Annotated in this window: 15 protein-coding genes and 1 other annotated feature; of the genes, 1 reads left to right on the forward strand and 14 read right to left on the reverse strand. The window is 36.2% G+C overall.

From position 1 onward, the window contains the following. Nucleotides 1-59: 59 nt before the first annotated feature. The 6 genes from FHY60_RS12290 to FHY60_RS12315 form a co-directional block, all read right to left on the reverse strand. Nucleotides 60-2177: a methyl-accepting chemotaxis protein gene (locus FHY60_RS12290; protein WP_139905322.1), complete on the reverse strand. Its 2118-nt coding sequence runs from the start codon at nucleotides 2175-2177 to the stop codon at nucleotides 60-62. A gap of 215 nt (nucleotides 2178-2392) precedes the next feature. Continuing rightward, entirely contained in the window at nucleotides 2393-3235 is an 843-nt protein-coding gene (locus FHY60_RS12295; protein ID WP_243122147.1) for a PstS family phosphate ABC transporter substrate-binding protein, read from the reverse strand. A gap of 420 nt (nucleotides 3236-3655) precedes the next feature. Continuing rightward, nucleotides 3656-4471, reverse strand: coding sequence for a sporulation transcription factor Spo0A (gene spo0A, locus FHY60_RS12300; RefSeq protein WP_139905323.1), 816 nt, complete (start codon nucleotides 4469-4471; stop codon nucleotides 3656-3658). Between the two features lie 181 nt (nucleotides 4472-4652). Continuing rightward, nucleotides 4653-5558: a helix-turn-helix domain-containing protein gene (locus FHY60_RS12305; RefSeq protein WP_139905324.1), complete on the reverse strand. Its 906-nt coding sequence runs from the start codon at nucleotides 5556-5558 to the stop codon at nucleotides 4653-4655. A 389-nt stretch (nucleotides 5559-5947) separates the two neighbouring features. Further along, on the reverse strand, nucleotides 5948-7939 hold the full coding sequence (locus tag FHY60_RS12310; RefSeq protein ID WP_139905325.1) for a methionine--tRNA ligase: 1992 nt from the start codon (nucleotides 7937-7939) through the stop codon (nucleotides 5948-5950). 78 nt (nucleotides 7940-8017) lie between these two features. Then, nucleotides 8018-8261: a binding site (T-box leader), on the reverse strand. Nucleotides 8262-8550: 289 nt separating this feature from the next. Further along, nucleotides 8551-9294 carry an alpha/beta hydrolase gene (locus FHY60_RS12315; protein ID WP_139905326.1) on the reverse strand — a complete coding sequence of 248 codons (744 nt, stop codon included), beginning with the start codon at nucleotides 9292-9294 and terminating at the stop codon, nucleotides 8551-8553. Nucleotides 9295-9734: 440 nt separating this feature from the next. On the opposite strand from FHY60_RS12315, the gene FHY60_RS12325 reads away from it, so the two are divergent. After that, nucleotides 9735-10610: a LysR family transcriptional regulator gene (locus FHY60_RS12325; RefSeq protein WP_163216139.1), complete on the forward strand. Its 876-nt coding sequence runs from the start codon at nucleotides 9735-9737 to the stop codon at nucleotides 10608-10610. Nucleotides 10611-10700: 90 nt separating this feature from the next. On the opposite strand, the gene FHY60_RS12330 is transcribed toward FHY60_RS12325, so the two are convergent. The 8 genes from FHY60_RS12330 to FHY60_RS12365 form a co-directional block, all read right to left on the reverse strand. Beyond that, entirely contained in the window at nucleotides 10701-12845 is a 2145-nt protein-coding gene (locus tag FHY60_RS12330) for a GH36-type glycosyl hydrolase domain-containing protein (RefSeq protein WP_243122148.1), read from the reverse strand. A gap of 52 nt (nucleotides 12846-12897) precedes the next feature. Beyond that, complete coding sequence (gene tnpC, locus FHY60_RS12335; protein WP_139902287.1) at nucleotides 12898-14532, reverse strand: IS66 family transposase; 1635 nt, start codon at nucleotides 14530-14532, stop codon at nucleotides 12898-12900. 140 nt (nucleotides 14533-14672) lie between these two features. Beyond that, entirely contained in the window at nucleotides 14673-15029 is a 357-nt protein-coding gene (gene tnpB, locus FHY60_RS12340; protein WP_139902289.1) for an IS66 family insertion sequence element accessory protein TnpB, read from the reverse strand. Next, nucleotides 15023-15331, reverse strand: a complete 309-nt coding sequence (gene tnpA / locus FHY60_RS12345; protein ID WP_139902291.1) for an IS66 family insertion sequence element accessory protein TnpA — start codon at nucleotides 15329-15331, stop codon at nucleotides 15023-15025. Before tnpA ends, tnpB begins: the two co-directional genes overlap by 7 nt. A 19-nt stretch (nucleotides 15332-15350) precedes the next feature. Further along, nucleotides 15351-16025: a hypothetical protein gene (locus FHY60_RS12350; protein ID WP_139905329.1), complete on the reverse strand. Its 675-nt coding sequence runs from the start codon at nucleotides 16023-16025 to the stop codon at nucleotides 15351-15353. Nucleotides 16026-16061: 36 nt separating this feature from the next. Beyond that, the gene (locus FHY60_RS12355) at nucleotides 16062-17441 is read right to left on the reverse strand and encodes a glycoside hydrolase family 16 protein (RefSeq protein WP_139905330.1); all 1380 of its coding nucleotides are present in this window, start codon (nucleotides 17439-17441) and stop codon (nucleotides 16062-16064) included. A 49-nt stretch (nucleotides 17442-17490) separates the two neighbouring features. Beyond that, nucleotides 17491-20463 carry a GH36-type glycosyl hydrolase domain-containing protein gene (locus FHY60_RS12360; protein WP_139905331.1) on the reverse strand — a complete coding sequence of 991 codons (2973 nt, stop codon included), beginning with the start codon at nucleotides 20461-20463 and terminating at the stop codon, nucleotides 17491-17493. 301 nt (nucleotides 20464-20764) lie between these two features. Further along, the gene (locus FHY60_RS12365; protein WP_139905332.1) at nucleotides 20765-24736 is read right to left on the reverse strand and encodes a cell wall-binding repeat-containing protein; all 3972 of its coding nucleotides are present in this window, start codon (nucleotides 24734-24736) and stop codon (nucleotides 20765-20767) included. Between the last annotated feature and the right edge of the window lie 13 nt (nucleotides 24737-24749).

Consider the following 24749-nt stretch of genomic DNA (forward strand, 5'->3'; position numbering starts at 1 on the left):
CTCAAGTCTATTGTATTATAACTTCGTTAAATTAAATGTTAACTTGTGTTAAATTTATGTTAAACACCAGTGCTAAAAACTCTCAAACTTGAGTTTAGGTCACTGGATAGCTTGTTTAATAAATCACAATTTTCTTTTATTTTTATCATATTTTCCAGTCCCTTTTCTGCTGTGGTGCATGCTAGCGCAGATTTTGCTTCTGTATTGTTCGTAATATTATAAATACTTTCCATCAACTTTTTAATCTCGTCTTTTTCTCCATTGATGTTTTCTATCTCTTCAGTTGTATTATTTATCATACTCTTTACTTTATTTATTTCTACATATATATTTTTTAATGCATGTTCTGTCTCTTTTACTAATAAATTCTGCTCATCAATAATTGATTTATTTTTATTTGTAATTGAGTATACATTTTTTGCATTACACTCTAAGGACTTTATTATACTGCTAATCTCTTCAGTCTTAGCTGCAGAAATTTCAGACAGTTTTTTAACTTCTTCCGCAACTACTGTAAAACCTCTGCCGGCTTCCCCTGCCCTGGCCGCTTCTATAGCTGCATTTAGTGATAATAGATTAGTTTGCTTAGAAATGCTTTTGATTACGTCAAGCATATCATTTATATCATTAATACATGCCATAAGCTCACTTACTTGAACACAAACTGCATTTGAAACTACTTCACTTTCCTCTGCTTTTTCATCTAACAATAACACTTTCTTTAAGCCATTTTTCACTATCTCATCAGTTTTAGATGATGCTTCTTTCATAACAGTTGATTGTTCATTTATTATAGATATATTATTTGTTATTTTTTCAATTTCAATTACGCCTTTTTGTACAGCGCTAGTCTGCTCTATTGTTCCACTTACAATATACTGTATTGAATCAGTAATTAATGCAGAACCCTCAAGAGCTTCTTTAGATATGTGAACAAAGTTATTTGCAGCATTTGATACTTCTTTTGACAATGAAATAATTTTATTAATCAGGTCTCTCAATTTATTTGTCATATCATTAAAATTGTTGCTTAATTCTTTAATTTCCTTATTGCTGTTAAAATCTGCTTTAACCTCTATATTCCCACAAGCCACTTCCTTCATCAGTATACCAAGGCTATTTACAGGCTTTGTAACATATTTGGAATACATTAACGATACAATTAGAGCTAAGGCAGTTATGGAAATTACTACGATAAAAATGTATGTTCCAACACTTTGTATTCCCTTTAGAAACTCTTTTCTAGGCATTGAAGTAACAACTATCCAGTTAGTACTGTCAATGCTAGTGTATGCTCCTACACTTTCTATACCTTCAAAATTATAAAAATCCACCCCTTCTATGCTGTGCTCTCCTGACTGAAGTCTTTTCAACTGTTCAGTTATTAACTCATTATCAACTTTACTTAAGAGTTTTTCTTTTTTATTATAATAAACGGCATTACCATTTCGGCTTACTATGTATGGAAAACCTTCTTGTCCAATTTTTATATTATCTAATTCGCTGGTAAACATTGATAAATTAAACATAATTACCATTACACCCAGTTTACTGGCTCTGGTTTCGATTGAAGTAGCTACCGGTAACACGTAATTTTTTGTTACCTCCGATACTATAGGCTCACCTACAACAAAGGTTTTTCCCTCTTTTATCTCGGTATAGTAATCATTGTTGGATATATTCATACTTAGGTATTTTTCATTATGCTTTGATCCATCAGCTATTATCTTTCCGCTAAGATCAGATATAAAAATAGTTTCATATAATTTTTCCGAACCGCTAACAGCATTTTCTAAGCTTAAAGTAACCTTATTCAGCCTAATAAACTCTGATATTTCTCCATCATTATTTACATCTTCCATAAGGACAACCAAATCACTTTGTGAAGATAAACTTTTTAGTATGTATTTTGAATCATTAATTATTGTATTAACATTATTCCTGACCATTTTTGCATAGGCTTGCATCATTGATTTTTGTGATTGATTTATGTCACTATTTATCTTATTGAATATAAAAATTCCCATTAAAACAACCGGTAATATTGAGACTAAGCTAAAAACCATAAACATTTGTATTCTCATTGAAAAATTTGGTTTAATAATTTTATAGATAGAATTTAAATTCCAGGTTCTATTATTTTTGTTTTTAACAAAATTCACTTTTTTAGCTTTCATCTTTATCCCCCAAATACATATTTTGAGTGCAAATAAGCGTCAAGAATTTATCCCTTGACGCTTGAATGTTATACATTAACTATTTTAATAAATCTAACTGCTTTGTATATTCTTCTTCAGGCAGTCCTACATACTTAACTTCTGGTACTATTTCAGTTGCGTTCTCCAAGTAAAATTTCACAAACTCCTTTACTTCTTCTCTTTTAAGAGCTTCCTTATTTATATATATATAGTGGTCTTGACAATGGCTTATATGTTCCATCTTTAATTGTTTCAAAAGATGGACTTACTCCGTTAATCTTAACGGCAGAAATCTTTGATTTATTTTCTTCATAGTAAGCATATCCGAAATAAGAAATACCATTCTTATCCCCTGCAACACCCTGTACAAGCACATTGTCATTTTCACTTGTTGTCACATCTTGAGCTCTACCAGATTTCGCCTTCTTGTTTACAGCTTCTGTAAAATACTCAAAGGTACCGGATGCTGTTCCAGGAGCATAGAATTTGATTTCTTCCGCTGGCCACTCTGCCCTTACATCACTCCACTTCTTGACAGTACTGCCTTCCTTCCACATCATATTTAATTCTTCTACTGTCATATCAGTAGCCCACGTATTTTCTTTATTTATTACTACTGTTAGTCCGTCAAAGGCTACTTTTAACTCTATGAACTCAACGCCATTTTTAGCTGCTGCATCTTTTTCGTCCTGTTTTATAGGTCTAGAGGCATCGGCAATATCAATTTCTTTATTTATGAATTTCTTCATTCCGCCACCGGTACCGGATTCTCCAACAGTTATTTTTACATCTTTATTTACTGCATTAAACTCTTCAGCCATGGCCTGTGATATTGGGAACACTGTTGATGAACCATCAATCTTTATTTCTCCGGAAAGTTTCTTAGTCTCAACTGCTGTATTTTCTTTCCCAGTTGTATTGTCACCAGTGGTATTTTCTTTGTCAGCAGCATTTCCGCCTGCACATCCCATCAATAAAGTTGTTGATAGAACCACTGTGCATATAGCCTTTAATACTTTCATTTTTGACTTAACCATTTATTCTCTCCTCCTAAATTACTTTTTATTCTTTACACGTTAATAATACCATATGTTATTGTTAATTATGTTTAGCTTATGTTTAGTCTTTGTTTATTCTTTGTTAATTATGAATGAAAAATTAAAATACGCAGTAAAAAGTTAACTCTTCACTGCGTATTCTTAGTTAATGTTCATTTTCCCACTCTTCAGACAATATGGCATACTGATGGACATCATGCCTGATAGAATTTCCAGCAGCATCATAATGTAAAATTCTTTTGCAAGCCTCTGTGCCGTAACTTCTTCGGTAATATTGGGTATTGAAGATAAAGCCTATCTCCCAGGTTAAGAGTTCATGACATAAGTATTCATATAGGCCTTCCCAGTCCTCAGGTCTAAAGTTTCACACTAACAGTGTTTCTGTTTAATTAAATAGTCCTATGAAGCTCTGTTTTTCAGTCTAATTCTATCGGCTAAGAGAGCAATAAATTCGCCGTTTGTTGGTTTTCCTTTTATGCTATTAATTGTATGTCCAAAAATCTCGTTAAGTACATCAACTTGTCCTCTGCTCCATGCTACTTCAATGGCATGTCTTATGGATCTTTCTACTCTACTTGGTGTAGTGTGATATTTCTCTGCAATGGATGGATATAATATTTTTGTGATACAAGACAGAATCTGCATGTCATTTACACTCATACTTATAGCTTCTCTAATAAACTTATAGCCTTTAATATGAGCAGGAATACCTATTTTATGTATAATATCAGTTATTTGCTGTTCCAAGTCATTAAATTTATCTGAAAAAATGTCTACTTTTTCTCTTTTCATAGGAGTTTCAGGCAACACTTCAGTTTCTTTCCACCCCTGTGCTTCACTATGTATCTGCTTTATTCTATTTATGAACATCTTCATATCAAAGGGTTTAACCACATAATATTCAGCGCCCAGGGAAATTGCTCTTTGTGTAATCTGGTCTTGTCCAACTGCTGATAAAATGATGACCTTAGGCTGTTTTGTAAATCTTGTTACTTTTAAGCGTTCCAATACACCTATTCCGTCTAGACGAGGCATAATTATATCCAATACCACTATATCTGGAACTGTTTCTTCTATTAATTTTATGGCTGTTACACCGTCGTGTGCTATACCATAAATATTAATATCATCTTCAGCTGACAAATAATCCTTAAGAATATTACAAAATTCCTTATTGTCGTCCACGATTACTACATTTATTTTTTTCTGTTCCATAATTCTTATCCCCTTTGTAATTTTTTCTATTTTATCCTATAATATCTATTTTACACTAAAATTCACTTTCCTTCAAACAAAAATATATTTATTTTTCATAAATTATTATTATGAATTATAAAAAACACAGGCCCCTCATATTTAAGAACCTGTGTTATAAAATTGATTTTATTTTTATATATTATCTATAAAGTTGGTGCATTTTTCTAAACTCCAAAGGTGATAATTCAGTTTTTTTCTTAAATAGATAGCTAAAATATGAAAGGCTGTCAAAACCACACCTTAAAGCAATTTCAGATATAGAGTATCTGGTTTTAAGGAGCATCTCCTTAGACTTTTCTATTCTAATTTTATTTATATACTCATTAGGTGTAACTCCGATTATCTTGTGAAACAGCCTATGAAAGTAGTTTGGGCTCAGGTTTACCTTCTGAGAAAGGAGCTTAAGTGAAATATCTTCATCATAGTGCGTGTTGATAAAATCCACTACCTCCTTTAATTCATTGTATCTTAAATCTTCCATGCTTCCAGGTTTATTGAAAGGATTGGTAGCATCTGTATATATATCAGTAATGAGCTGCAATAAATTGCTCTTGATAGTAAGCTTGGAACATATGGTAGGGTTAATAAAGTCTCCTAATATAGAGTCGAATAAAGTCAAGTATTTATCACCATTTATTGTATGAAATTGAACAGGTATTTTATCAATAATCTCATTTGTGTAATAATCTTCAGGTTCAAAGTCTCCATAGATATCATAGGTGCTTGAAGTATACCTATCATCTGGCTTAAGAGTGAAGAACACACAGTAACAGTCATAGGGCATTATTGCCTGAGTATAATCCCCAGGTCTTCTGAAAATAATATCCCCCTTTGCAAGGTTGTAATAGCTGTTGTTTATCCACATCCCCCCGCCACCAGAGGTAATATACTCGATTTCATAGTTTATTACATACCTTTCTCTTAGGCTCTGTCCATTTTCATATTCTACGCTTCCCTTAAATAGATGGCATCTAAGTAAAGTTGGTGAAATAATTTCAGTTTCTATCATCATCTCTTTACCCTGGGAAACCAGTTTGTTTTCCAAAATATCACCACCTTTGTTTCTGTTAATAGATTTTTACAAACAGAATACCAATCTTCAATATAATACACTAGAGGCACCATCCAGTCAATTGTCCCCTTGCTCTTAGATACTCCTTTGTATACTTTAAATATGCTTATTATATCATCATTTCAATAATCCAGTAGAAGTATACCCAATATCATCAACTTAACAGTTATTAAGAAAGTCAGGCCTCAAGCCTCTGCTGTTTTATTATAATAACTCATATTTAGACAACTGAAACAAGCTATTCAATGAAGGATTTTGAATAGCTTGAACTTGTTTGTTTCACTGTTGCGTCTAATGATTTATACTCATTAGGGAAGAGATCCTTCTTTTTTAAAAACATCGTATGCAATTAGACGATCTAACTAGTTATTAAGTTGACTTTCATGTCTTTTAAAGAAATCAAAACGTGGTTCTATAAATTTAACCTTATGCTCAGAAGGATTATCAATAAACTTGTATATAGGTTCAAAAATATAATCCCAGTTCCATATATCTTTATTTACATTTAGATATTCTCTTACCAACTCACAGCTGTTTGGAGAAATAGGATGAACTAAAATCAGCGTTGTTCTTACAGCATGGAAGGCGTCTATCAGTATTTGCTTACGAAGTGCCTCATCATTATTAGCTTCAGCTTGCTTCATATTATTAACCCAATGCTTATTCATATTACGGATATAAGTATCCAGTACGTAGGTCAGACTATGGAACTCATGGTTATACATATGTCTTTCGTAGGTCAGGATAGCTTCTTTGGATTCCTCTAATATTTTGCTATCAACCTCTCCTACAGGTATGATTCCGTCAAAATACTTTTGTGATGTATAAAAACATGAACGAACCAGTCTGTTAAATACATTGGTCAACAAGTTACCGTCCTTTAATACAGTATCCGGACCTTGCCTATCCTCTTCCTTCATGTATACTTGTGGCATAAAGCTAGCACTCTTCTTTACCAATCCCAAACTTAAGAAATGCATTCTCAACTGTTCAGCAGTGTAGAAATTCAACAGTTCACCCGCCATAGGTGGTTTGATATCACTGCTGCTGCTTGCCTTTTTATCCATGAATAACAGGTGATTATTTGAAATCAAATGAGGTAGTGGAACCTTCTCAAAATCAACCGTATCGTCGCTGTGAATACCCAGCAGAGCCAATAACATTGCCATCTCAGCAATTCCGTAGAAGTATATATTATCTTCTCCGATGAACTGATATACCTTTGCATCTTGTGAGAGCCACCAGTTTTTCCATTCCTCAGAGTCTTTTCCTAGGGACTCAAGGTAAGTTTTTGTGAAGGACACCGGTGCCCAAAGAGATTCCGGCCACACCCAGAAGGTCAAGTCTTTGAGATCTTCTTTTTCCGGTACTGGAATACCCCATTCAACATTTCCTGATAATCTGAAGGGTACCAGGGTTTTTCCGGTTCTAAAACGAATACCCAGTTTATCAAATACTTCTCTTGCCGCATCTCTGTCCTGTAAATTCTTAAACACAAAGGATAGTGATGACTTATTCTTCTCATCTATAACTGTATGCTCCGGCAGGAGTTCATCCAAGTTTTCAATTCCCTCTAAAAGATTTCTTTTTACATAGATAATAGGAGCCTTTAGGAATTCTTCTATGGTATTTAATAAATACTTACGCCAGTTAGTTTTGGTTCTTAAATAGTTTACTTGCTTATTCAGCAATTCGTTGTATTCATCAAGTTTAAAGTACCAGTTTGTAACGTCTACCAGTTCCGGTACCTTTCCTGACAGTGTACTCCTTGGATCTATCAACTCACTTGGCATATACTGATGTCCCAAAGAACATTCATCGGCATATCCTTTATCGGAAGCACAGCCTTCGATAGGACATTTTCCAACTACTTGTCTGCCGTTTAGCAATACCTTCTTTTCTGGGTCATAAAATTGTGGAGATGCCAGCTTTGTCAAGAAGCCGCCTTCATATAACTTATTAAATATCTTCTCAGATACTTCCTTGTGTATCTCACCTGCTCTACCTAAAGCGGAAGCTGCATAAAGATTAAGACTCATCTGGTACTTATCCAATACTTCCTTCTGCTTTTCATGATTTTCACGTACATAATCTTCAATTGACCCTTTATAACCATTTTCTTCTACAGCCTTGTTATAACTTGCTAAGATAGGTGAACCGTAACAATCAGTTCCGGAAACAAAAATAACATTTTCTTCTCCGATTCTATCCCTTAAGAATCTTGCATAAGTATCTGCATGTACATATACTCCGCCAATGTGCCCAAAATGCAATTCTTTATTTCCATAAGGCATTCCCGCTGTGATAACAGCTCTCTTAGGAAATACCGGTCTTTCCATTTTTCTTTCTTCCATAAACACACCTCTTTAATAATTATTTATATTGTATATAATTTGCTTTTTAAACATAAAAAAACGCCTCCCACAATAACTTGCAGGGGCGAATGTTCGCGGTACCACCCTAATTCATCAGTATGTCACCATACTGATCTTATCGAGTACAAAATTATACTCTAGTTCTGTAACGTGAACTAACGTCATAGCATCACTTGCTTACAGGGCAAGATCCGTATGAGGCTCCGAGGCTTGTTTCGTTAAAATCTCCACTGTTCTCTCTCACCACCAAGAACTCTCTGTTAGCTTCAATAATAACTACTCTTCTCTTCAATGCCTGTAGTTTTAATATATTAAATGCCCGGTATATTGTCAAGGGGTCATTATAAAATTATATTATACAATAAATTCCCAAAAACTAATAGACTGCCGCATAATATATTAATGCTTGATGCCCACAGGACCTGAAATTAGGGCTTTCAGATGGCAAGTCTGCCTCAACATGTATCCTTAAAACAACCATTCTTAATACCTAGTTTAGAGGAAACGGAAGGTTTTTTTGATGAATTGGCCAGAAAATTTAAAATGGTTAATATAAAAAGTAAGAATATGAAAAAGGAGCTGTGCACCAATTACTTAGTGCTACATCCCCCTAAAATAAAATCAGATACAATATTATTAATTGAATAAGAACAGTGCGTACATCCCATCATAAGGTTAAAATGTATCTTTGACATATCATAATTAAATTGCTCCATGGTTTTAAGCATCAGTTTTGTCTGTTCCAGGCGATTTGGAATGTCGTTTTCGGCAACAATAAACATCAGTCTGCTTTGCTTGTCAGAAACCATGTCTTTATCTATAAAATATATGGGGGCAGTTTCATCAACTCTTATTAACCTAGTATCCAAACCTCTTTCCCGCAAAACATTAAAATGTGCAGTAGGCTGACCAGCATCGAAAATCCATCCTTTAATATAGTTTGGATCAATACCATATTTGCTAAGATAGCGGTGATCAAAATAGTTCATCAACGCTAAATATCCACCTGCCGACGAACCTCCTACATAAAATTCATTAAATGAGTTGTTAGCTTCATTATATTTCTTTATAAAATAGATTGCTTTTGCGGCATCTTCAATAAATTCCGGAAATTTTGCTTCAGGATACATCCTGTACTCCACGGACACTAATGCTATACCTTCCAACGTGATATTTTTTAATTCCTGTGGTTCTTCCTTACAACCCCCTTCTAACCCGCCGCCGTGAAAGAAAATAAACACTGGACAAGGGGAGGGTTCATCCGGTAAGTGCATATCAAGTTTGCATATGTTTGAGTGATTTTCATCATAGACTATATTTAATAATTCTCTCAAATTATTACCTCCAAAATTCCAAGTTGTTATACGCCAGTAGATACTGAATCAATGCGCCTGTTGCGGAAATATAACAACATATCCATTGACACCATAAGAAAATTTAGAACATAAAATATAAAAACATAAGTAATCTTACCGGATATCAATTTTGATATAATCCCACATCCGTATCCAAATAAGATCATACAGAGAAAAAAGAGACTTTTTCCTTTTGCAGTCCGTGACGTATAGGTTTTTACAATTGATGCCGGCCATGAAATACCAAAACTTATCACCATAGCAGCCTCGAATAATTGAGACATAACAACCCCCCCTTAATACTATAATATAACTTTATTTCTATATTTTACAGAATGAAATAGAGTATAATTAGTATATGCTTGCACATATAGTAAGTTAAATAAATAGTATAAGGTGATAAAATGGAGCTTTTACAATTGAGATATTTTGCAGATGCAGCTACAACCGAAAATTTTTCTCACACTGCCAAAAAATTTATGGTGCCTCAATCCTCAATATCAGAGACCATAAAAAAACTGGAGACAGAATTAGGTGTCAATTTATTTGACAGAAAAGGTAATAAGGTAATCTTAAACGAAAAGGGCAAAATTTTTCAAAGTGGTGTAGAGAGTGCCTTAAGGCATTTAGATGATGTAGTCTGTGCACTTAAGGATAATAAGGAAGAGGTAAGTGGTGATTTGAGTATACTCGTCCAAACTAACCGTCGACTTGTAACCAAATGTATTTCTGAATTTAAAAATCTTTATCCTAATGTGAATTTCTCTATATATCACGAATATTCAGATGTGACCTATGATAGATTTGATATTTGTATCAGTGATCAAACCTATGGTCTGAAGGATTTAGATAAAGAATTGCTGATTACAGAAAATATTTTGATTACAGTATCTAAAAAGCACCCTCTGGCAGAAAGAAAGGTTGTAAGTATGAAGGACCTCTCCGATGAACGCTTTATATCAATGCAAACCAACAGAAGTTTACATAAATTACTTTTGTCATTATGCCATAACAGCGGTTTTAATCCTCATATTGCAATACAATGTGACGATCCCTTTTATTTAAGAGAGTATGTTGCAATGAATTTGGGAATTGCACTATTCCCCGAGTTTTCTTGGAAGAATACCTTTGATGACAGAGTCTCATTTCTTCAAACCAGTGAAGGTCCAATAAAGCGGGATACCTACGTTTACTGGAAAAATTCAAAATATATATCAAAGGCAGCAAAGCTGTTCCGTAACTATGTCATAGAAAAATTCAGGGATGAATGTACAAGCTTTGCCAGATTTCCTTAATAATTTCCACAAGCTCATTCCAATAGCTAACGACACAAAAAAGAGCTGTAACTTTATATATTTTGACAGCTCTTTCTTTTACTCATTTTCCTAACTATCAATTTGTACTAATTGGATAACCAACCTATGATCCTCATCGCCGGAAAGCTTGTCTACAATCTCTTTGTCTATAACAAGAGCATCGTCAACCAGGTTCAGCATTAGGTTCCTTCCATCTAAAGTAGCTCCCCCAATTTTATATTCACCATATTCTAACATGCTTTCATTTTTATATTCTACGAATATTTTTTTATCCCTAAATATGGTTAACACAGATGCAGTTGAGTTACCATCAAATTGAGCCTTCATTAATTTTGGTTGAAGCATTAGATCTCCCAGAGAACCTTTTACCCCATAAACCTCACTCAGTAATGTAAGTAACAGCCAACTTGCTGCACCGGTAAGATAATGATACATTCCACGGCCCTGTTCATTAATATATTCCGGAATACCCGGCAGGATCCTGCTTTTTTCAAAGTCAATACAATGCTTATATATCATATCAAGAATTTCGAAGCCTTCCTTAGCATAACCTCTTTTGTATAAAGCGTTTATATACATTATGGTCATATGGCTGAACATGGCCCCATTTTCTTTATGTCCATAGGCAAAGCCAAACCCCCTGCCCATATTTAATTTAACTTCATTAAAATTAGTGTTTAGCCTTATGCCTCCAACATTTGTGTCTTTTAAATACCTGTTAACAGAAGAAATGATTCTCTCAACCTGTTCCTTTTCAGCTGTGCCACTCATTACTGGCAATACCTGACCGGTTAAAGTCATCCTAGTTCCACTTGGAAAGCCCCCTTCCAAGGCTTTACTTTCATTGTCATAATAGCCGTTAAACCATTGAAAGCCTTCTGAATCTTGTATCCACTCATTTTCTCTGATATGTCCCATTATCCATAAGGCTTTTCTTTCAAGGTCCATTGAAAGTTTATCCACTTCTATTTTCACCTTTTCACCAGATACATTATGCTTACAGAGTTCAAAATACGTATTTAGCAGCTGCTTTTTCTCAGAAACTGAGTTATAATCAACTAGTCCATAAAAGGAGTCAATCAAAAGGAGCATCTCTTTTGCCAGTTCTATCTCACAGATATCTAATTTTTCCTTAAGCTTTAATAATAGTTTGCTCAAGTCCAGAAGGTTACTTCCATATAATGCTGTAAAGGCGACACTTTCTCCTTTATCTGGTGCCATATCAAAGGCATCGTTCCAGTCTGCCCCCTCCAGCCTAATATTATTATGCTCCCCAACATTATAGAAAGCTGTTATCTGTTGAATCAGCATATGCTCAAGTATGCTTCCCTTATAGATTTTTCCCGTTTCATCCTTCTGCTTATTTCCGTAAGCCTCATCCCATCTTTCATCTATCTTACTGGAGCGGCAGCACTGCTTGTCCTTAAAATAAGTCTGTTCTGCAAGTAGAAATTCAAGATCACCACTTAAGTCTAAATACAACTTTGCAGTTATATATGGCCATGCACCATGATCCATCCAAGTTCGTGAAATATTGTTTCTATCCGCAATAAATTCTCCCGGCTTTGAGCCTATAATGGTGGCGTTACTTCCATCAACTCTAACTCCTGCATAATTGTTGTATAAAAGTTCCCTAACCTGTTCAGGCTCCAGTAATAAAAGGGCCAAACAGTCTTGCCATAAATCTCTCCAGCCTCTGCCCCCTCTACCATAGTCATGATGGGGTAAAAATGAACATCCATATATCCTTCTCAATATAGGCTGAAGTTCTACCCACTTCATCCACAAATCGAAATTACTATCTGAGGACTTAAAGCTTAAATTGGACAGTTTTCTATTCCAAAACTCTTTATTTTTTATAAACTCATTGTCAAACTTTAAAGTGCTTCCATAAGCTTCAATGTACTCTTTAGTTATGTCTATATTCTCACTTATTGCCATTATTACTATATAGGAAATACTCTCCCCTGATTTTAGAACACATTCTTCAAATCTAATGGCACCAATAGCTTCGCGTCCCTCTGCATAAGCACCTTTTTTATAGTAGCAGTCTAAATTCTTCACCACCGCTTCCGGCCAAAGCAGACTTCCTCCTTCACCAATAAACTCTTCTTCTATTGGAAAAAAACCTACCGGAGCTGTTCCATCTCCCTGCACAGCCTGAACAGAGTATGAAATATTGTTACTCTTATGCCCCCTCTCATCAAAACTCAAAGTAGGCGTAAGCGTAAAATAGTCCCCACCTATTATTCAGATGGGGACTCTGCTATACTTGTTTTGATTTACAGTATTTAGGTAAGGTAGATGACCAAGGCAATAAAGAATCTAAAACTTCAGAATCATTTATATCAACATTTGGAAACTGCTCAAATAAGTACTTTAAGTATTCAAAAGGATTAAGATCATTTTCCTTTGCAGTTTCAATAATACTATAAGTAACTGCACTTGCCTTTGCTCCCTGCGGAGTATTGGCGAACAGCCAATTTTTTCTCCCAATGACAAATGGCTTTATTGCCCTTTCGGCGCGGTTATTGCTAAGTTCCAGCCTGCCATCTTTGAGTATACTCATCAGTTTATCCTTCTGATTGAATGAGTAATTGACAGCTTTCCCGTAACTTGATTTGGGTAGTGCAAGAGCGTGTTCCTTTTCAATCCATGAGAAATAAGCCTCTAGCATTGGTTTAAGTTTGCTAAGGCGTTCATCATACCGGTCTTCAGATGACAAACTTGATAGTTCTTCCTCAAGCTTAAACATTTCATCAATATATTTGACTCCTTGATAAGCAGAGGTATACATGTAGCTTTCTTTATCAGTCACTGCCTTTAAGGTATCAGTGAAATACCTCCTTGCATGTGCGAAGCACGCTACGAGAGTAACTTCCATGGCACCGCCGGCTTTGGAATCTTTCAAAAGTTTGTCATAACCGTCATAGGCATCAACATGAAGATAACCCTTAAATCCATTTAAGAAGGTTTTGGCATTATCTCCTGCCCTTGATGGCTGATAATCGTATAGAACAATAGGCTCATGCCCATTGCCTGTACGGTACATCCACATATAAGACCTTGTTGTGGCCTCACGGCCCGGCTCATTGAGAACTTCTAGTTCTGTTTCGTCCGCATGAGCTACATCATAGTCCGTAAGGTATTTACGTAGACGCAGGTACAAAGGATTCAGCCAATCTTGTGCAGCCCGAATAATCCAGTTAGCCATGTTTTGACGGTTAACTGGTAAACCACGCCGCTTGTATTCTTGTTCCTGCCTATAAAGAGGAGTAGCATCTACATATTTCCTAGTCATGATATATGCTATTATAGAAGGGGATGCTATACTTCCCTTAATGACAGGCTTAGGGGTTGGCGCCGAAATCATTGGGACAGTTATATCTTCCTTTTCACATTTCCGACAGGAATAAATCATGCTGTGGATTTCTTTTACGATAATTTGTGCCGGGATGACCTCCAGCTCTCTGCGGATTTCGGAACGCACCTCATGGAGTTGACCGCCACATTGAGAACAAACCTGTTCTTCAGCTGAGAGCTTATATTCAACTATTTGCTTAGGAAGATCTGAAAGATCTTTTTCACGTTTTCCTTTAAGCTTTTTAGCCTTGGATGAAGATTGTTGTTGCTTTGCACAATCATCTAAATTAGGCTCAGCAGTAAAAGGCTGTCGCTCACTTTCAGCCTCGTTAAATATTGGCATGTTAATCTGACCATCTATATTCTTTTCACTGGATTTACCAAATAGTCTCTGCTTGTTGAGCTTGTATTGCTCTTCATACCATTTTAGTCTAAGCTCAGCCTGCTCCTTTTCAATGCTGAGTTTTATGAAGGCATCCTCTAGCTCTTTACGACTGTAATTCTCTAAGTTAAATGATTTTACTTCTGTTTTACTCATACTTATATTATACACTTTTCATACAAAATTATCAAGAAAAAAAGTCGTAAAAAGCTAGTGTTTTCAACGGTTTTAGAAGTTTTAAAGAGTTGGAAATTATCCACTTTTTGATTGAATTTTTTAGGGTTATCCACAAAAAATCAAATGATTTTTCTCTGCATAATATCACGATGTACTCCCTTTTGGTTAATATCCAGTCCATCTAAAAGCCAGCGGAGCTCCCGCTCCGTTACATGTATAACTTTGTCTTTAGAATTATTAGGCCACTTAAAGCGACCTTTTTCCAAACGGCGATAGTAAAGCCAGAATCCATTCCGCTCCCAATAGAGCAACTTGAGTTTGTCGCGTTTAGCGTTGCAGAATACAAAAAGTGCATCAGAGAATGGATCTAACTTAAAATTCATCTGAACGATGATGGCGAGACCGTCAATAGATTTTCTCATATCAGTACTTCCAGCAGCCAAAAATACATTAGAAGTCTGCTTTAGGTTTAACATAAAGTTAATAGGGATTGGACAACATCTGCAAAGAGTTCTTTATCGAAGTCTTGCGAAACTGAAATTTCAGCCTTACCGACTTTTACAGTAATAGATGTTGTTGTTATAGATAAATTTGTTTTTACTGAAACCCACTGCTGTCTTGGTTCTTCTTTAAACTCTGCTTTGTTGAATTTGTTAATCCAATAGCGTAATTTGTGTATACTCAATTGTTTTTGCTGACACCATACCGGCCCGGTAAGGCCGCTAGATCTATAATCAGCAATGAGCTGCTGCCAATCTTCCATATTTAATTTTGTCAATAAAAACACCTCCGGAATTTTATTCTAGAGGTATTATCTCACAAGATTTATATTCATAAAATGTGTGGACAGTTTGACGCTTACAAGTAGGCGTTACAATAACACCGTATTCATCCAGATTAATTCTATGTAACAGCGAAGTAACATGCCTATGATCTCTTAAATTGTCTGCTGAACGTCCATAAATGGGCACTGCTGCAGTAGGCGTAAATTTCAGGGCCTCAGGCCTATTATTTGTTATGGTTACCTTCATTAGTTCTGCCTTATGTTCATTCACAGGTACAAAATTGGTGACTTCGGATTTTACTCCAAGCCTTGAGTTTGATCTAATTATTCTATGCCAGAGAAAGCCCGCTTCCATTTTTACTTCTTCTTCACCATCATCTTCAAAACACAGAGTTCTTTGAACCAGAGAGTTTCCTACTGCTGACCATACTTCTTTTCCTTCAATATTTAGCCAGAAGTTTCTTGATACCTGAGAGTTGTGTAAATCTCTAACAGAAACAGGCTCCATTAGGAAAGTGTTTTGGCCGGTTTTTATATCTCCTGCCAGCAAGGGGGTTATTGAACTCATCATGCCTTCTTCATTGGCCAGCGGGAAGTATATCCCGCTGCTTTTGTGAGGATTCATTAATGTAAACTCCCCATCATTATTTTCAAAGAACCATCTATCCATAGGGGTCTTCTTACTCATATAATTCCTCCATTCAGTTTTAGGCATAGCTTTTCTTTATTCTATGCTATGTTTTTCTATTCCTAAATCATAAACCCTTACATAATCAACTTCCATAGATTGTGGGAATATGCTGTCATCAATTCCCTGCTGACCTCCCCAGCTTCCGCCAACCGCTATGTTCATTATTAAGTAGAAGGGTTTATCAAAGGGCCATGCTTTCCACCCATCATCCTTGTCATTGATTAAATCATATTCTGCGGTAAAGTATTTTTTTCCATCCACAAAGAAGTCCATCTTATATGGTGTCCATTCTACAGAATATACATGAAACTCACCATCTACGTTATCAACTTTTATCTGTCCCGATTTTTGTGTACCAGCCTTCCAATAGTACTTTTGAGTATGAATGGTAGCATGAATATTTCCATGATCAAAGCCTACATGCTCCATAATGTCTATTTCGCCGCTGGCAGGCCAATTACCATAGGTATTCTCTTTGGGCATCATCCATATAGCCGGCCAAGTCCCTACCCCTTTAGGCAGCTTAGCTTTGACTTCAATTCTCCCGTACAGCCATGCATCCTTGCTTAGAAGTCTTGCAGAAGTATAATCATTGAAGGCATACTCCTCTTTCCTAGCAGTAATAATCAGCTTTCCATCCTGGACTGCAGCATTTGTGAGTTCATCAGTATAACACTGCTTTTCCTCATTCCCCCATCCAGAGCCGCCAATATCATACTTCCATCGGTCTTTATTAGGACGTCCATCCTCATCAAACTCTTCTTCATATATTAACTTAACATGCTTTTCATCATATCTTGGAGCATCCTCAGAAGCTATAAAGTACTTCCCATATCTATAGATATTAAAGGCTACTGTCCCCTCTTCACTGGCTAACAGCTTACTTATAAAGAAGTATTGCTCATTTTGGTCGTCATATCTATATGCATTAACCTGCTTGTTGCTATAGCTACTGCCTAGTTCCAAGGATACATTCACTTTATAGCCAATCTCATTACTTTCCTTACCTATTATAAAGGCTTCAACATCGTATTTTTCCTCTGAGTTCTTCGATAGAACTGCACTTATAGGAGAACTATCTTTGACTTTTTTTACTGAAACATACAAGTCTCTCTTGTCTTTTCCTTTTAAATCAGCTGTATAAATATTATACTTAAATCCATCTCCTATAATATTGAGTGTTTTATCATTATTTTCAATTTCCTTTAAGAAATCCTTACTTAATATTTGGGTCTTCCCCATATGAATGTCAAACTGGAAATTGACATCATTCTTAATTAACTTTATTAAATTGTTCTCAAAGCTCTTTGATATTCCACTATGAAAATATGTATAGTATATATACATACCTAATAATAAAACTGCTAGTGTAAGACCTCCAAGAAAAAAGTTAATCTTTCTCCCCTTAATCACAACTTCACCGCCACTCTTTTATATTTTGCCTAGTAAGATTTACATTTGCTTATTTAAATCTTATCACTACCTTATGTTCTTTTCCATCTTCAAAATTCTCTATTATATTACTTGCCACCTTCATCCCATCAACCTCTATGGAGTATTCTGAATCATGGATTCTGTAGAAGCCTTTTGGTTTTTTAATATTAATATTGTACCTAGCCTTACCTGTGTTAATTAATAGGTTTATACTTGTTTGTTCTTCCATAAGTATTGGATCTATTTCTATGCCTCCAGCAGTATATTCAACGCCGAAGGCATCAAATAATGACAGCGTAAGCCAAGTAGATGTACCGCTGAGAGTTGGTCCTATGTTTTCCCCGGTATCACTGTTATTATACTGAGTACAGAATCTTGGGTTTCCGCAGGTTTCAAAAGGATGCTTCATCGTATTATAGGGTAAAACCAAATTAATCATCCAATATGCTGTATTAGATAACCTCTTAGCCAGCTCAGCATTCTTTACTTTCTTGGCAGCTTTAAACATTGCGCTGGTAGCCATCATTGTAGCATGCTTAAATATACCGCCGTTCTCTCTGTCACCCGGGAAGTACTCTCCTGTGGCAGTTCCAGTAGCCACTTTCTCTAAATCCGCCGGACTTATTAGCTTTATTCCATAAGGGGTCTTTAAATGTTTTTCTATAGAGTTAAGCATTGTTTCTATTTGATCTTCCCTTGCACAATCTGCTATGACAGACCAGTTAAAGGAGTTTAAGAAATATACTCCTTCCTTATTTGGATCTGCTGAGAGTTTGTCCCCTTTTGCACCAAGGTAGGTGAATTCCCCATCCTTGTATCTATTAAACAGTACCCTTGCAAAGAAATCTTCTTTCCATGCATATTGTTGGAGATTATCATAAAGCCTTTTTGAAAGTTTTTCTAATTTAGCGTAATACTCGTCATCTTCCCTATCCTTTGATAGATTAATCATTTCATCTATGGCAAGCTTTAGTAAAAATCCGTTCATAACACTTTCCGAATAATCACTTTCAAAAGGTTCTCCGGTTCTGCCTGTTCTAGCTATCTGCTCCTTATATAATCTTTCCTTCTCAACGCCATTAATAAAGTTGTTATCAAGCTTTAGGCAGTCATTCCAGTCAGCAAAGTCCAGTAGAGGCAGTCCATGCTTTCCGATTGAAATTTCTCCGGAATATCTCAGTATAGCCTTCATAGTCTCATATAAGCTTCTGGTTTTAACCGGATTGCTGCCTCCAATTTCACACTGCTCATCTAAGAAGGCTATATCTCCTGTAATATTTATATATCTATATACCGCTTGAATCAGCCATAATCCGTCATCTGACCATTTTCCCGGTTCCTTACCAACCCAGAAGAAGTTATGATAAGCGTATCCAAACTCAAACACCTTTTCTGCCCATTCTTTTATCAGGTTTTTAACCAGTTCTTTTTCCCCCATGCCGATGAAATAATACATAGAGGCGTATATATCCTGTATCTCTCTGAAACCAATTTCCCTATATCCCTTTTGTGTCTGATCAAAGGAACGGGATACAAAGGTTTGATAGAGCACCTGAAAGGGCAGATTTTTGTTAACATAAGTATCAAATTCCCGGTCTCCCGAGGAAACCTGTAAATAGCTTCTGTATTTGTTAATAAAGCCATTGTTCTTATTAAAGGCCTTCATAATTTCTCTGCCATCACTATATTTATTGATTAGATTTTGAATCTCTATTTTAAAGGTATCCGCGTTAAAATTATCATTCGTCTTATTTGATACTAATCCTGTGAAGTTATCGATAGTCATTTGTGATAAGGGCTGTATAGTTATGTCAATGCTAGCAGCAAAAAAGCCTGGACCTTTTCTGCACAGCTTGTTGCTTAACTTAAATAAACCTTCCGGTCTCTCCAAAGATCCGTTGCCCACAAATTCGCTGTAGCTTGTACAAAACTCTGTAGGCAATACTGCGCCTCTTTCAGAATGTGCAATCATAGTATGGAATCTATAATCTCCGTGAGTATATTTGGGATAATAATCTGATGAAATAGCCATTAATCTACCTTCATCGTCTGTCAAGACTTTTGCCTGCATTATGACATTACTATATAGAACGTCCTCCATTAGAGCTCCAGGAGCAGCACTGCCGAACATGCCGGTATAAACTACCTTTATGTTTCTAATTCTATCGGTAGTATTGGTTATTTTTATCTGTTGAGCTTCAACCGCTATAGGAATATTCTCTTCTTGATTTAATAAGAAGATCAACCTTTCTATTTGCAGTCCACACTTTGTGTTGTATATAATTCTTGTGTGATTCTGTGAGTGTATACATTTCCCTCTCTCAATGTTTGAATCAGTAACATTCGCTGAATAAAATATTTGTTTACCGTCTTCCACTATATAGAATTGACGGTTGGCAGGGAATCCGTTTTCTTCCTGGAGCATGTCCCATCTTGTAGCAAGTACTTGAGTTGCAGCATGAGATCTAAAACTTCCCCTGCCTAACTTATCCACTACACTCTTAGGCGTAGTTTGAAGGGGATGTGGATAGCCCACTCTATTTCCCAACAGCAGATTTGTGTAAAAGTGAGGTCCCGGCGCCGGTGCAAGCAGGTCTATTTCATGTTCTCCTTCTTCATTAATGAAGCCTACACCATATGTAATTTTTTGAACAATTGAATTTATTTTATGGCTTATTTCCATAGGTACTAACTTTTGTGTCTCTATGTTATTATTACTCATTAAAAGACTTACATTATCCAAATTGTCGGTAAGCTTAATCATTAGGTATTGGCAATCTTTTAAAGCAGTATCAAGTAGCTTGGCAATCTCCGCATCTTTAAACAGTGCTAAGGTTACAGGAATTTTGATAGGCAGACAAGCAACCCCTACAACTTTCGTAAAGGTACTGTCATAGAATATACCATCAATAATAGAATACTCATTGATCTTTCCTTCAAATACCTTCTTCAATATCATCTCTGGAGTCTGCTGAATTTTTCTGGCTGTTATCTCTTGCATAATAAACCTCCTAAACATACATTTTTATTTTTGCTATTGAACAAGTTAAGAAATATTATACTTAACTATTATTTTAGTTAATTTCCTTTCACTGAAGTAGGGTACACAATTATGATTTTATGATAAAAACTTATCATCTTTTCGAGTTATTAAAAAACACACCAAAGCCCTCAAATATTTTAGACAAACTTTGGTGTGTTAGTTTAAGTTTACTTTCGTAATGAAAACCCTATATTAACTAACCTATTTACTTTTCACTAATCCTATGTGGTCTAATAATAAAATTACAAAGATGTTCAGTTTATTCTTCAACTTCAATTAGGGATATGTTATCAAGATAAATAAAATGTTCTCCTAGTTTATCACTATCCCCAATTTTCCCGGCATTAAATGCTACCACTACCTCTGAATCTGTGTCATAGTCCATTGTAAACTCATACTCGTAGTGTTTTCCTTGTTCAGCAGTTTGCATGGTTTTTGCAAGATAAGTTGAGTAATTCACTCCATTTTGGACTACAACTTCAACATCCCTTGGCACTGATGCTTTTACATCAAAGGATAATTTGTATATCTTACCTTGGGTCAGAGTTATAGACTCTGACTTTAATTGAACATTCCAATTTTCATTTCCTACGTTTCTTATACTGAACTTTGCTTGTTCATCTTCTACTGATATATCTGCATCAGCCCCTGGACCACCTTCCCAATTTGCTATGGTTCGTATCCATGGCGCTATGTCTGTATCAAAATTAGTATTAGCTAAAAGTTGCTTTCCTGTATTAGTAGCAGAAGTATCAATTAAGGAGATATTGTCAAAGTATACAGTATGGTCACCTAATTGTTCCGATTCGCTGCCAACCTTTCCAAGGTTAAACACAAATTGTGTCTGTAAATCTGTTTCACTGTTCATAGTGAATTCAAATTCATAATGTCTTGAAGCTGCCGTTGCATTCACAGTTGTGCTATAGTAAACCGCATAATCATCACTGCTCTTCTGTAAAACGGCTTCAATTGGTCTATCTGCAGAAGAACTTACATCAAAGGATAGCTTATACACATTTCCTTTAGTTAAATTTAACGGCTTTAATAACAGCTGAACATCCCAAGGATTGCTTCCAACGTTGTTTATGTCTATCCTAGCTTTTCCATCTTCCCAACCACCAGAGGCACCGTTTATTATCCAAGGTTCTATTGTTGAATCAAAAGTACCATTTTCAATAAGCTGACCGCCTACAATGTAATCCTCTGTTTTAATCATTGAGATATTATCCAGATATATTGTCTTACTTTCACCACCAAGATATATTGTCAATTTTGAGTTTTTATCCGTTGTGGAAGCTTTGAATTCAAAACTGTATTCCTGCATATCTGAAGTCAATGTAAATTCTTGTATTTCTGAATATTCCACACTACCGTCAGCATTGGTCATGTGTACTTTTATTGGCATTTCTCCCCTATCTGATCTGCCTTTGAAGGATACCTTATAGGTACATTTTTCTCTCAGCTCCAGTCCCTGCTGATCTAGAGTAATAGCCTCTGCATTCTGACTACCATCTGTTATATTAACCTTTAACTCTCTTGCATCTGGGTCCACAGAAGCAACCGCCTGGCCATCATTCACCTTAAAGTTCCAATAGTTCATTCTGGTCATATCCCCTAAATCGAAGGAACCATTATAGATATGCTCACCATTCTGCATTGGCTTTTTTACCGTGTTATAATTTTTAGGTTCAGGCTCTACTTCTTCCATTCTAACATTACCAATCCATACATCCTCTGTATTATTTCCTACATTAAATTCAAGTCTGGCTCTGTTATCCGTTCTTGAATCCATAGTAAAGGTGTATGAATATTCTTTAACCTCTGTGGTCAACGGTACTGTATAGTTTTCAGAATATAATGTATATCCTCTGCTTTCATCTCCGCCAACCTTAACCTTGATATTTCTTTCAGCGGCTGCCTTTGCTTCAAAGGTTAATTTATAAGCCCTAGCAGTACCTACAGTAACTCTTTGTATTAACTGTAAGGAGTAATCTTGATTTCCTTTTTCCTCTATATCAATGTGTGCAAAATTTCTGTCGCCTATTTTCTCTATAGCCACAGAGGCCTTGCCTCTAAATTCAGGTAATTGTAAGAAAGTCCAATAAGATGTATTAGGTACACCTTCAATACACTCTTCTCCGTCAATATTCTCATCAAAGTTACTGTTATACACAAAGTTTCCATCGCCCTTAGGCAGCTTTGCATCAGGTGTATATTCCTGCTTTTCAGTTGAATAATCTATGGGTGTTCTGTACGGTTCTCCTGTCTTTTCATAAACTCTTACATAATCTACTACCATAGAACTTGGGAAAGGAGTTTCAGCATCAGGGTCACCATCCCAGTTGCCACCGACTGCTAAGTTCAACATTAAGTAGTATGGCTTGTCAAATGGTGCAGGGTATGCAAACTTATCCGGCTGATTCTCACCTATGCTGTACCAGTCATTGATTTTATGGTACATCTGTCCGTCAATATACCATCTGAATTCGCCAGGTTCCCATTCTAATGAGTAAACATGGTATTCGGTTGTGTCAAAATCCGGATACTTAGCTTTAAACTCTTCGTCTTGGTCACTGTTTTTACCACTGTTTACATTATTGGGAGTTACCTTTCCATAGTGCAGCGTTGCTCTTACAGCATCTGTTCTGCTGCCCCAAGCCTCCATTATGTCAATTTCACCGGATGCTGCCCATCCGCCATATTCTTCCTTTGCAGGGAGCATCCAAATAGCCGGCCATAAGCCTTTACCTGCGGGAAGTTTTGCTTTTATCTCGAACTTTCCATACCTTTTCTCAAATAATCCCTTGGTTTTAATCTTTCCTGAAGTGTACTCATAGGGCCCTCCATACTGGTCGTAGCTTTCTTCTTTTTTAGCAGTAATAATTAGTTCTCCGTCTTTTACTGTTATATTGTTTTCACCTTCTTTATAGTTCTGCTTCTCATTGTTTCCCCAGCCTTGGTAAGGATATCCATCATCTGTAACTCCCCAGTTACCTACGTCATATTTCCACTTGGTCAAATCTAAACCATTTCCGTCAAATTCATCATTCCATACCATAGTCCACATTGGTGTTTCTGGTTCGTGGCCATTTCCGGGGTTTGTACCAGGATTATCCCCAGGGTTGCTACCGGGATTATCACCGGTGTTCTCACCAGGGTTAGTTGCTGGATTTTCTCCGGGCTTTGTTACGTTATTTTCTTTCTCCTTAGCTGCTGCAACATGTTTGCTTACACTTGCTACTATACTGTCTGGTACTACAGCTGAACCACCTAAAGCTATAGGCACAGTATTACCTTTTACCTTATCCTTTATATAATCTTCTATTACTTTAGGCAGTGACTTATAGGTTAGAATCACAGGTGAGCCCTTTAGTGCTGCCAGAGCAGCTCCGGATAGGGCATCGGCAAATTCATTACCGTTAGGTCCATATCCCACTGCAAAAAAAACGTTGTCATATTTGATATCATTTTCGAAGGCTTTTAAAACAGCAAGGTTAGTTTCGTATCTGTCACTGCCTCCAATTCTGTTTACAGTTCCTCCAGTTGTCTTATTCAGATTCTTCTCAACAGTTTCGCTAACAACACCAATCCCTCCTATAACATATAGGTCAACGGGCTTGGACTCCGTTAATAGCTTACCTATGGGTTCAGGCATCACATCTTTACCGGTTAAGAGTATTGGTGCCCCCTTAAGCCCTGCTACGGCTGAAACGGATAAGGCATCTGCAAAACTATATCCATTAGTTATGAATGCCGTCTTACTTCCTCCTAATTCCTCAGCTATCTTTGCGGAGGTTTCAAATCTATCTTGTCCCCAGATTCTTTTTACCACAGGCTTTACAGATAGAGTATTGGATATAGCCTCTTCAACCCTTTGGGATACTGCCCCGGGCCCTCCAACTATAATTACATTTTTAACTTTCAGTCTGTTAAGCTCAGCCCTAGTTTCCGCAGACAAAGCATCTTTGTAAGTTAGAATAAGTGGTGCATTATATTTTTTTGCCAAAGGCACTGCACATAATGCATCAGGAAAGTCTTCACCGCTTGCTACCAAAGCATAGTCTGATCCATTCTTCCATCCGTATGCCGAAATTTTTGCTGATGTCTCGTATCTGTTCTTGCCACCCAATCTTTCGCCCTCTAAAGCTGTGGATTCTGCAGCAAAAGCCGGTATACTCGTACTGAAGAACGTTAAAAAGGTACATAGGGCTACTAGCTTCTTCAACTTCATAAAATGTTACCTC

The organism is Clostridium thermarum, from assembly GCF_006351925.1.
GTDB lineage: Bacteria > Bacillota > Clostridia > Clostridiales > Clostridiaceae > Clostridium_AU > Clostridium_AU thermarum.

What these genes read in the sequence shown, in the direction of transcription:
- FHY60_RS12290 (WP_139905322.1), bottom strand. Translation starts at nt 2,177, where the DNA reads ATGAAAGCTAAAAAAGTGAATTTTGTTAAAAACAAAAATAATAGAACC.
- FHY60_RS12295 (WP_243122147.1), bottom strand. Translation starts at nt 3,235, where the DNA reads ATGGTTAAGTCAAAAATGAAAGTATTAAAGGCTATATGCACAGTGGTT.
- spo0A (WP_139905323.1), bottom strand. Translation starts at nt 4,471, where the DNA reads ATGGAACAGAAAAAAATAAATGTAGTAATCGTGGACGACAATAAGGAA.
- FHY60_RS12310 (WP_139905325.1), bottom strand. Translation starts at nt 7,939, where the DNA reads ATGGAAGAAAGAAAAATGGAAAGACCGGTATTTCCTAAGAGAGCTGTT.
- tnpC (WP_139902287.1), bottom strand. Translation starts at nt 14,532, where the DNA reads ATGAGTAAAACAGAAGTAAAATCATTTAACTTAGAGAATTACAGTCGT.
- tnpB (WP_139902289.1), bottom strand. Translation starts at nt 15,029, where the DNA reads ATGTTAAACCTAAAGCAGACTTCTAATGTATTTTTGGCTGCTGGAAGT.
- FHY60_RS12350 (WP_139905329.1), bottom strand. Translation starts at nt 16,025, where the DNA reads ATGAGTAAGAAGACCCCTATGGATAGATGGTTCTTTGAAAATAATGAT.
- FHY60_RS12360 (WP_139905331.1), bottom strand. Translation starts at nt 20,463, where the DNA reads ATGCAAGAGATAACAGCCAGAAAAATTCAGCAGACTCCAGAGATGATA.
- FHY60_RS12365 (WP_139905332.1), bottom strand. Translation starts at nt 24,736, where the DNA reads ATGAAGTTGAAGAAGCTAGTAGCCCTATGTACCTTTTTAACGTTCTTC.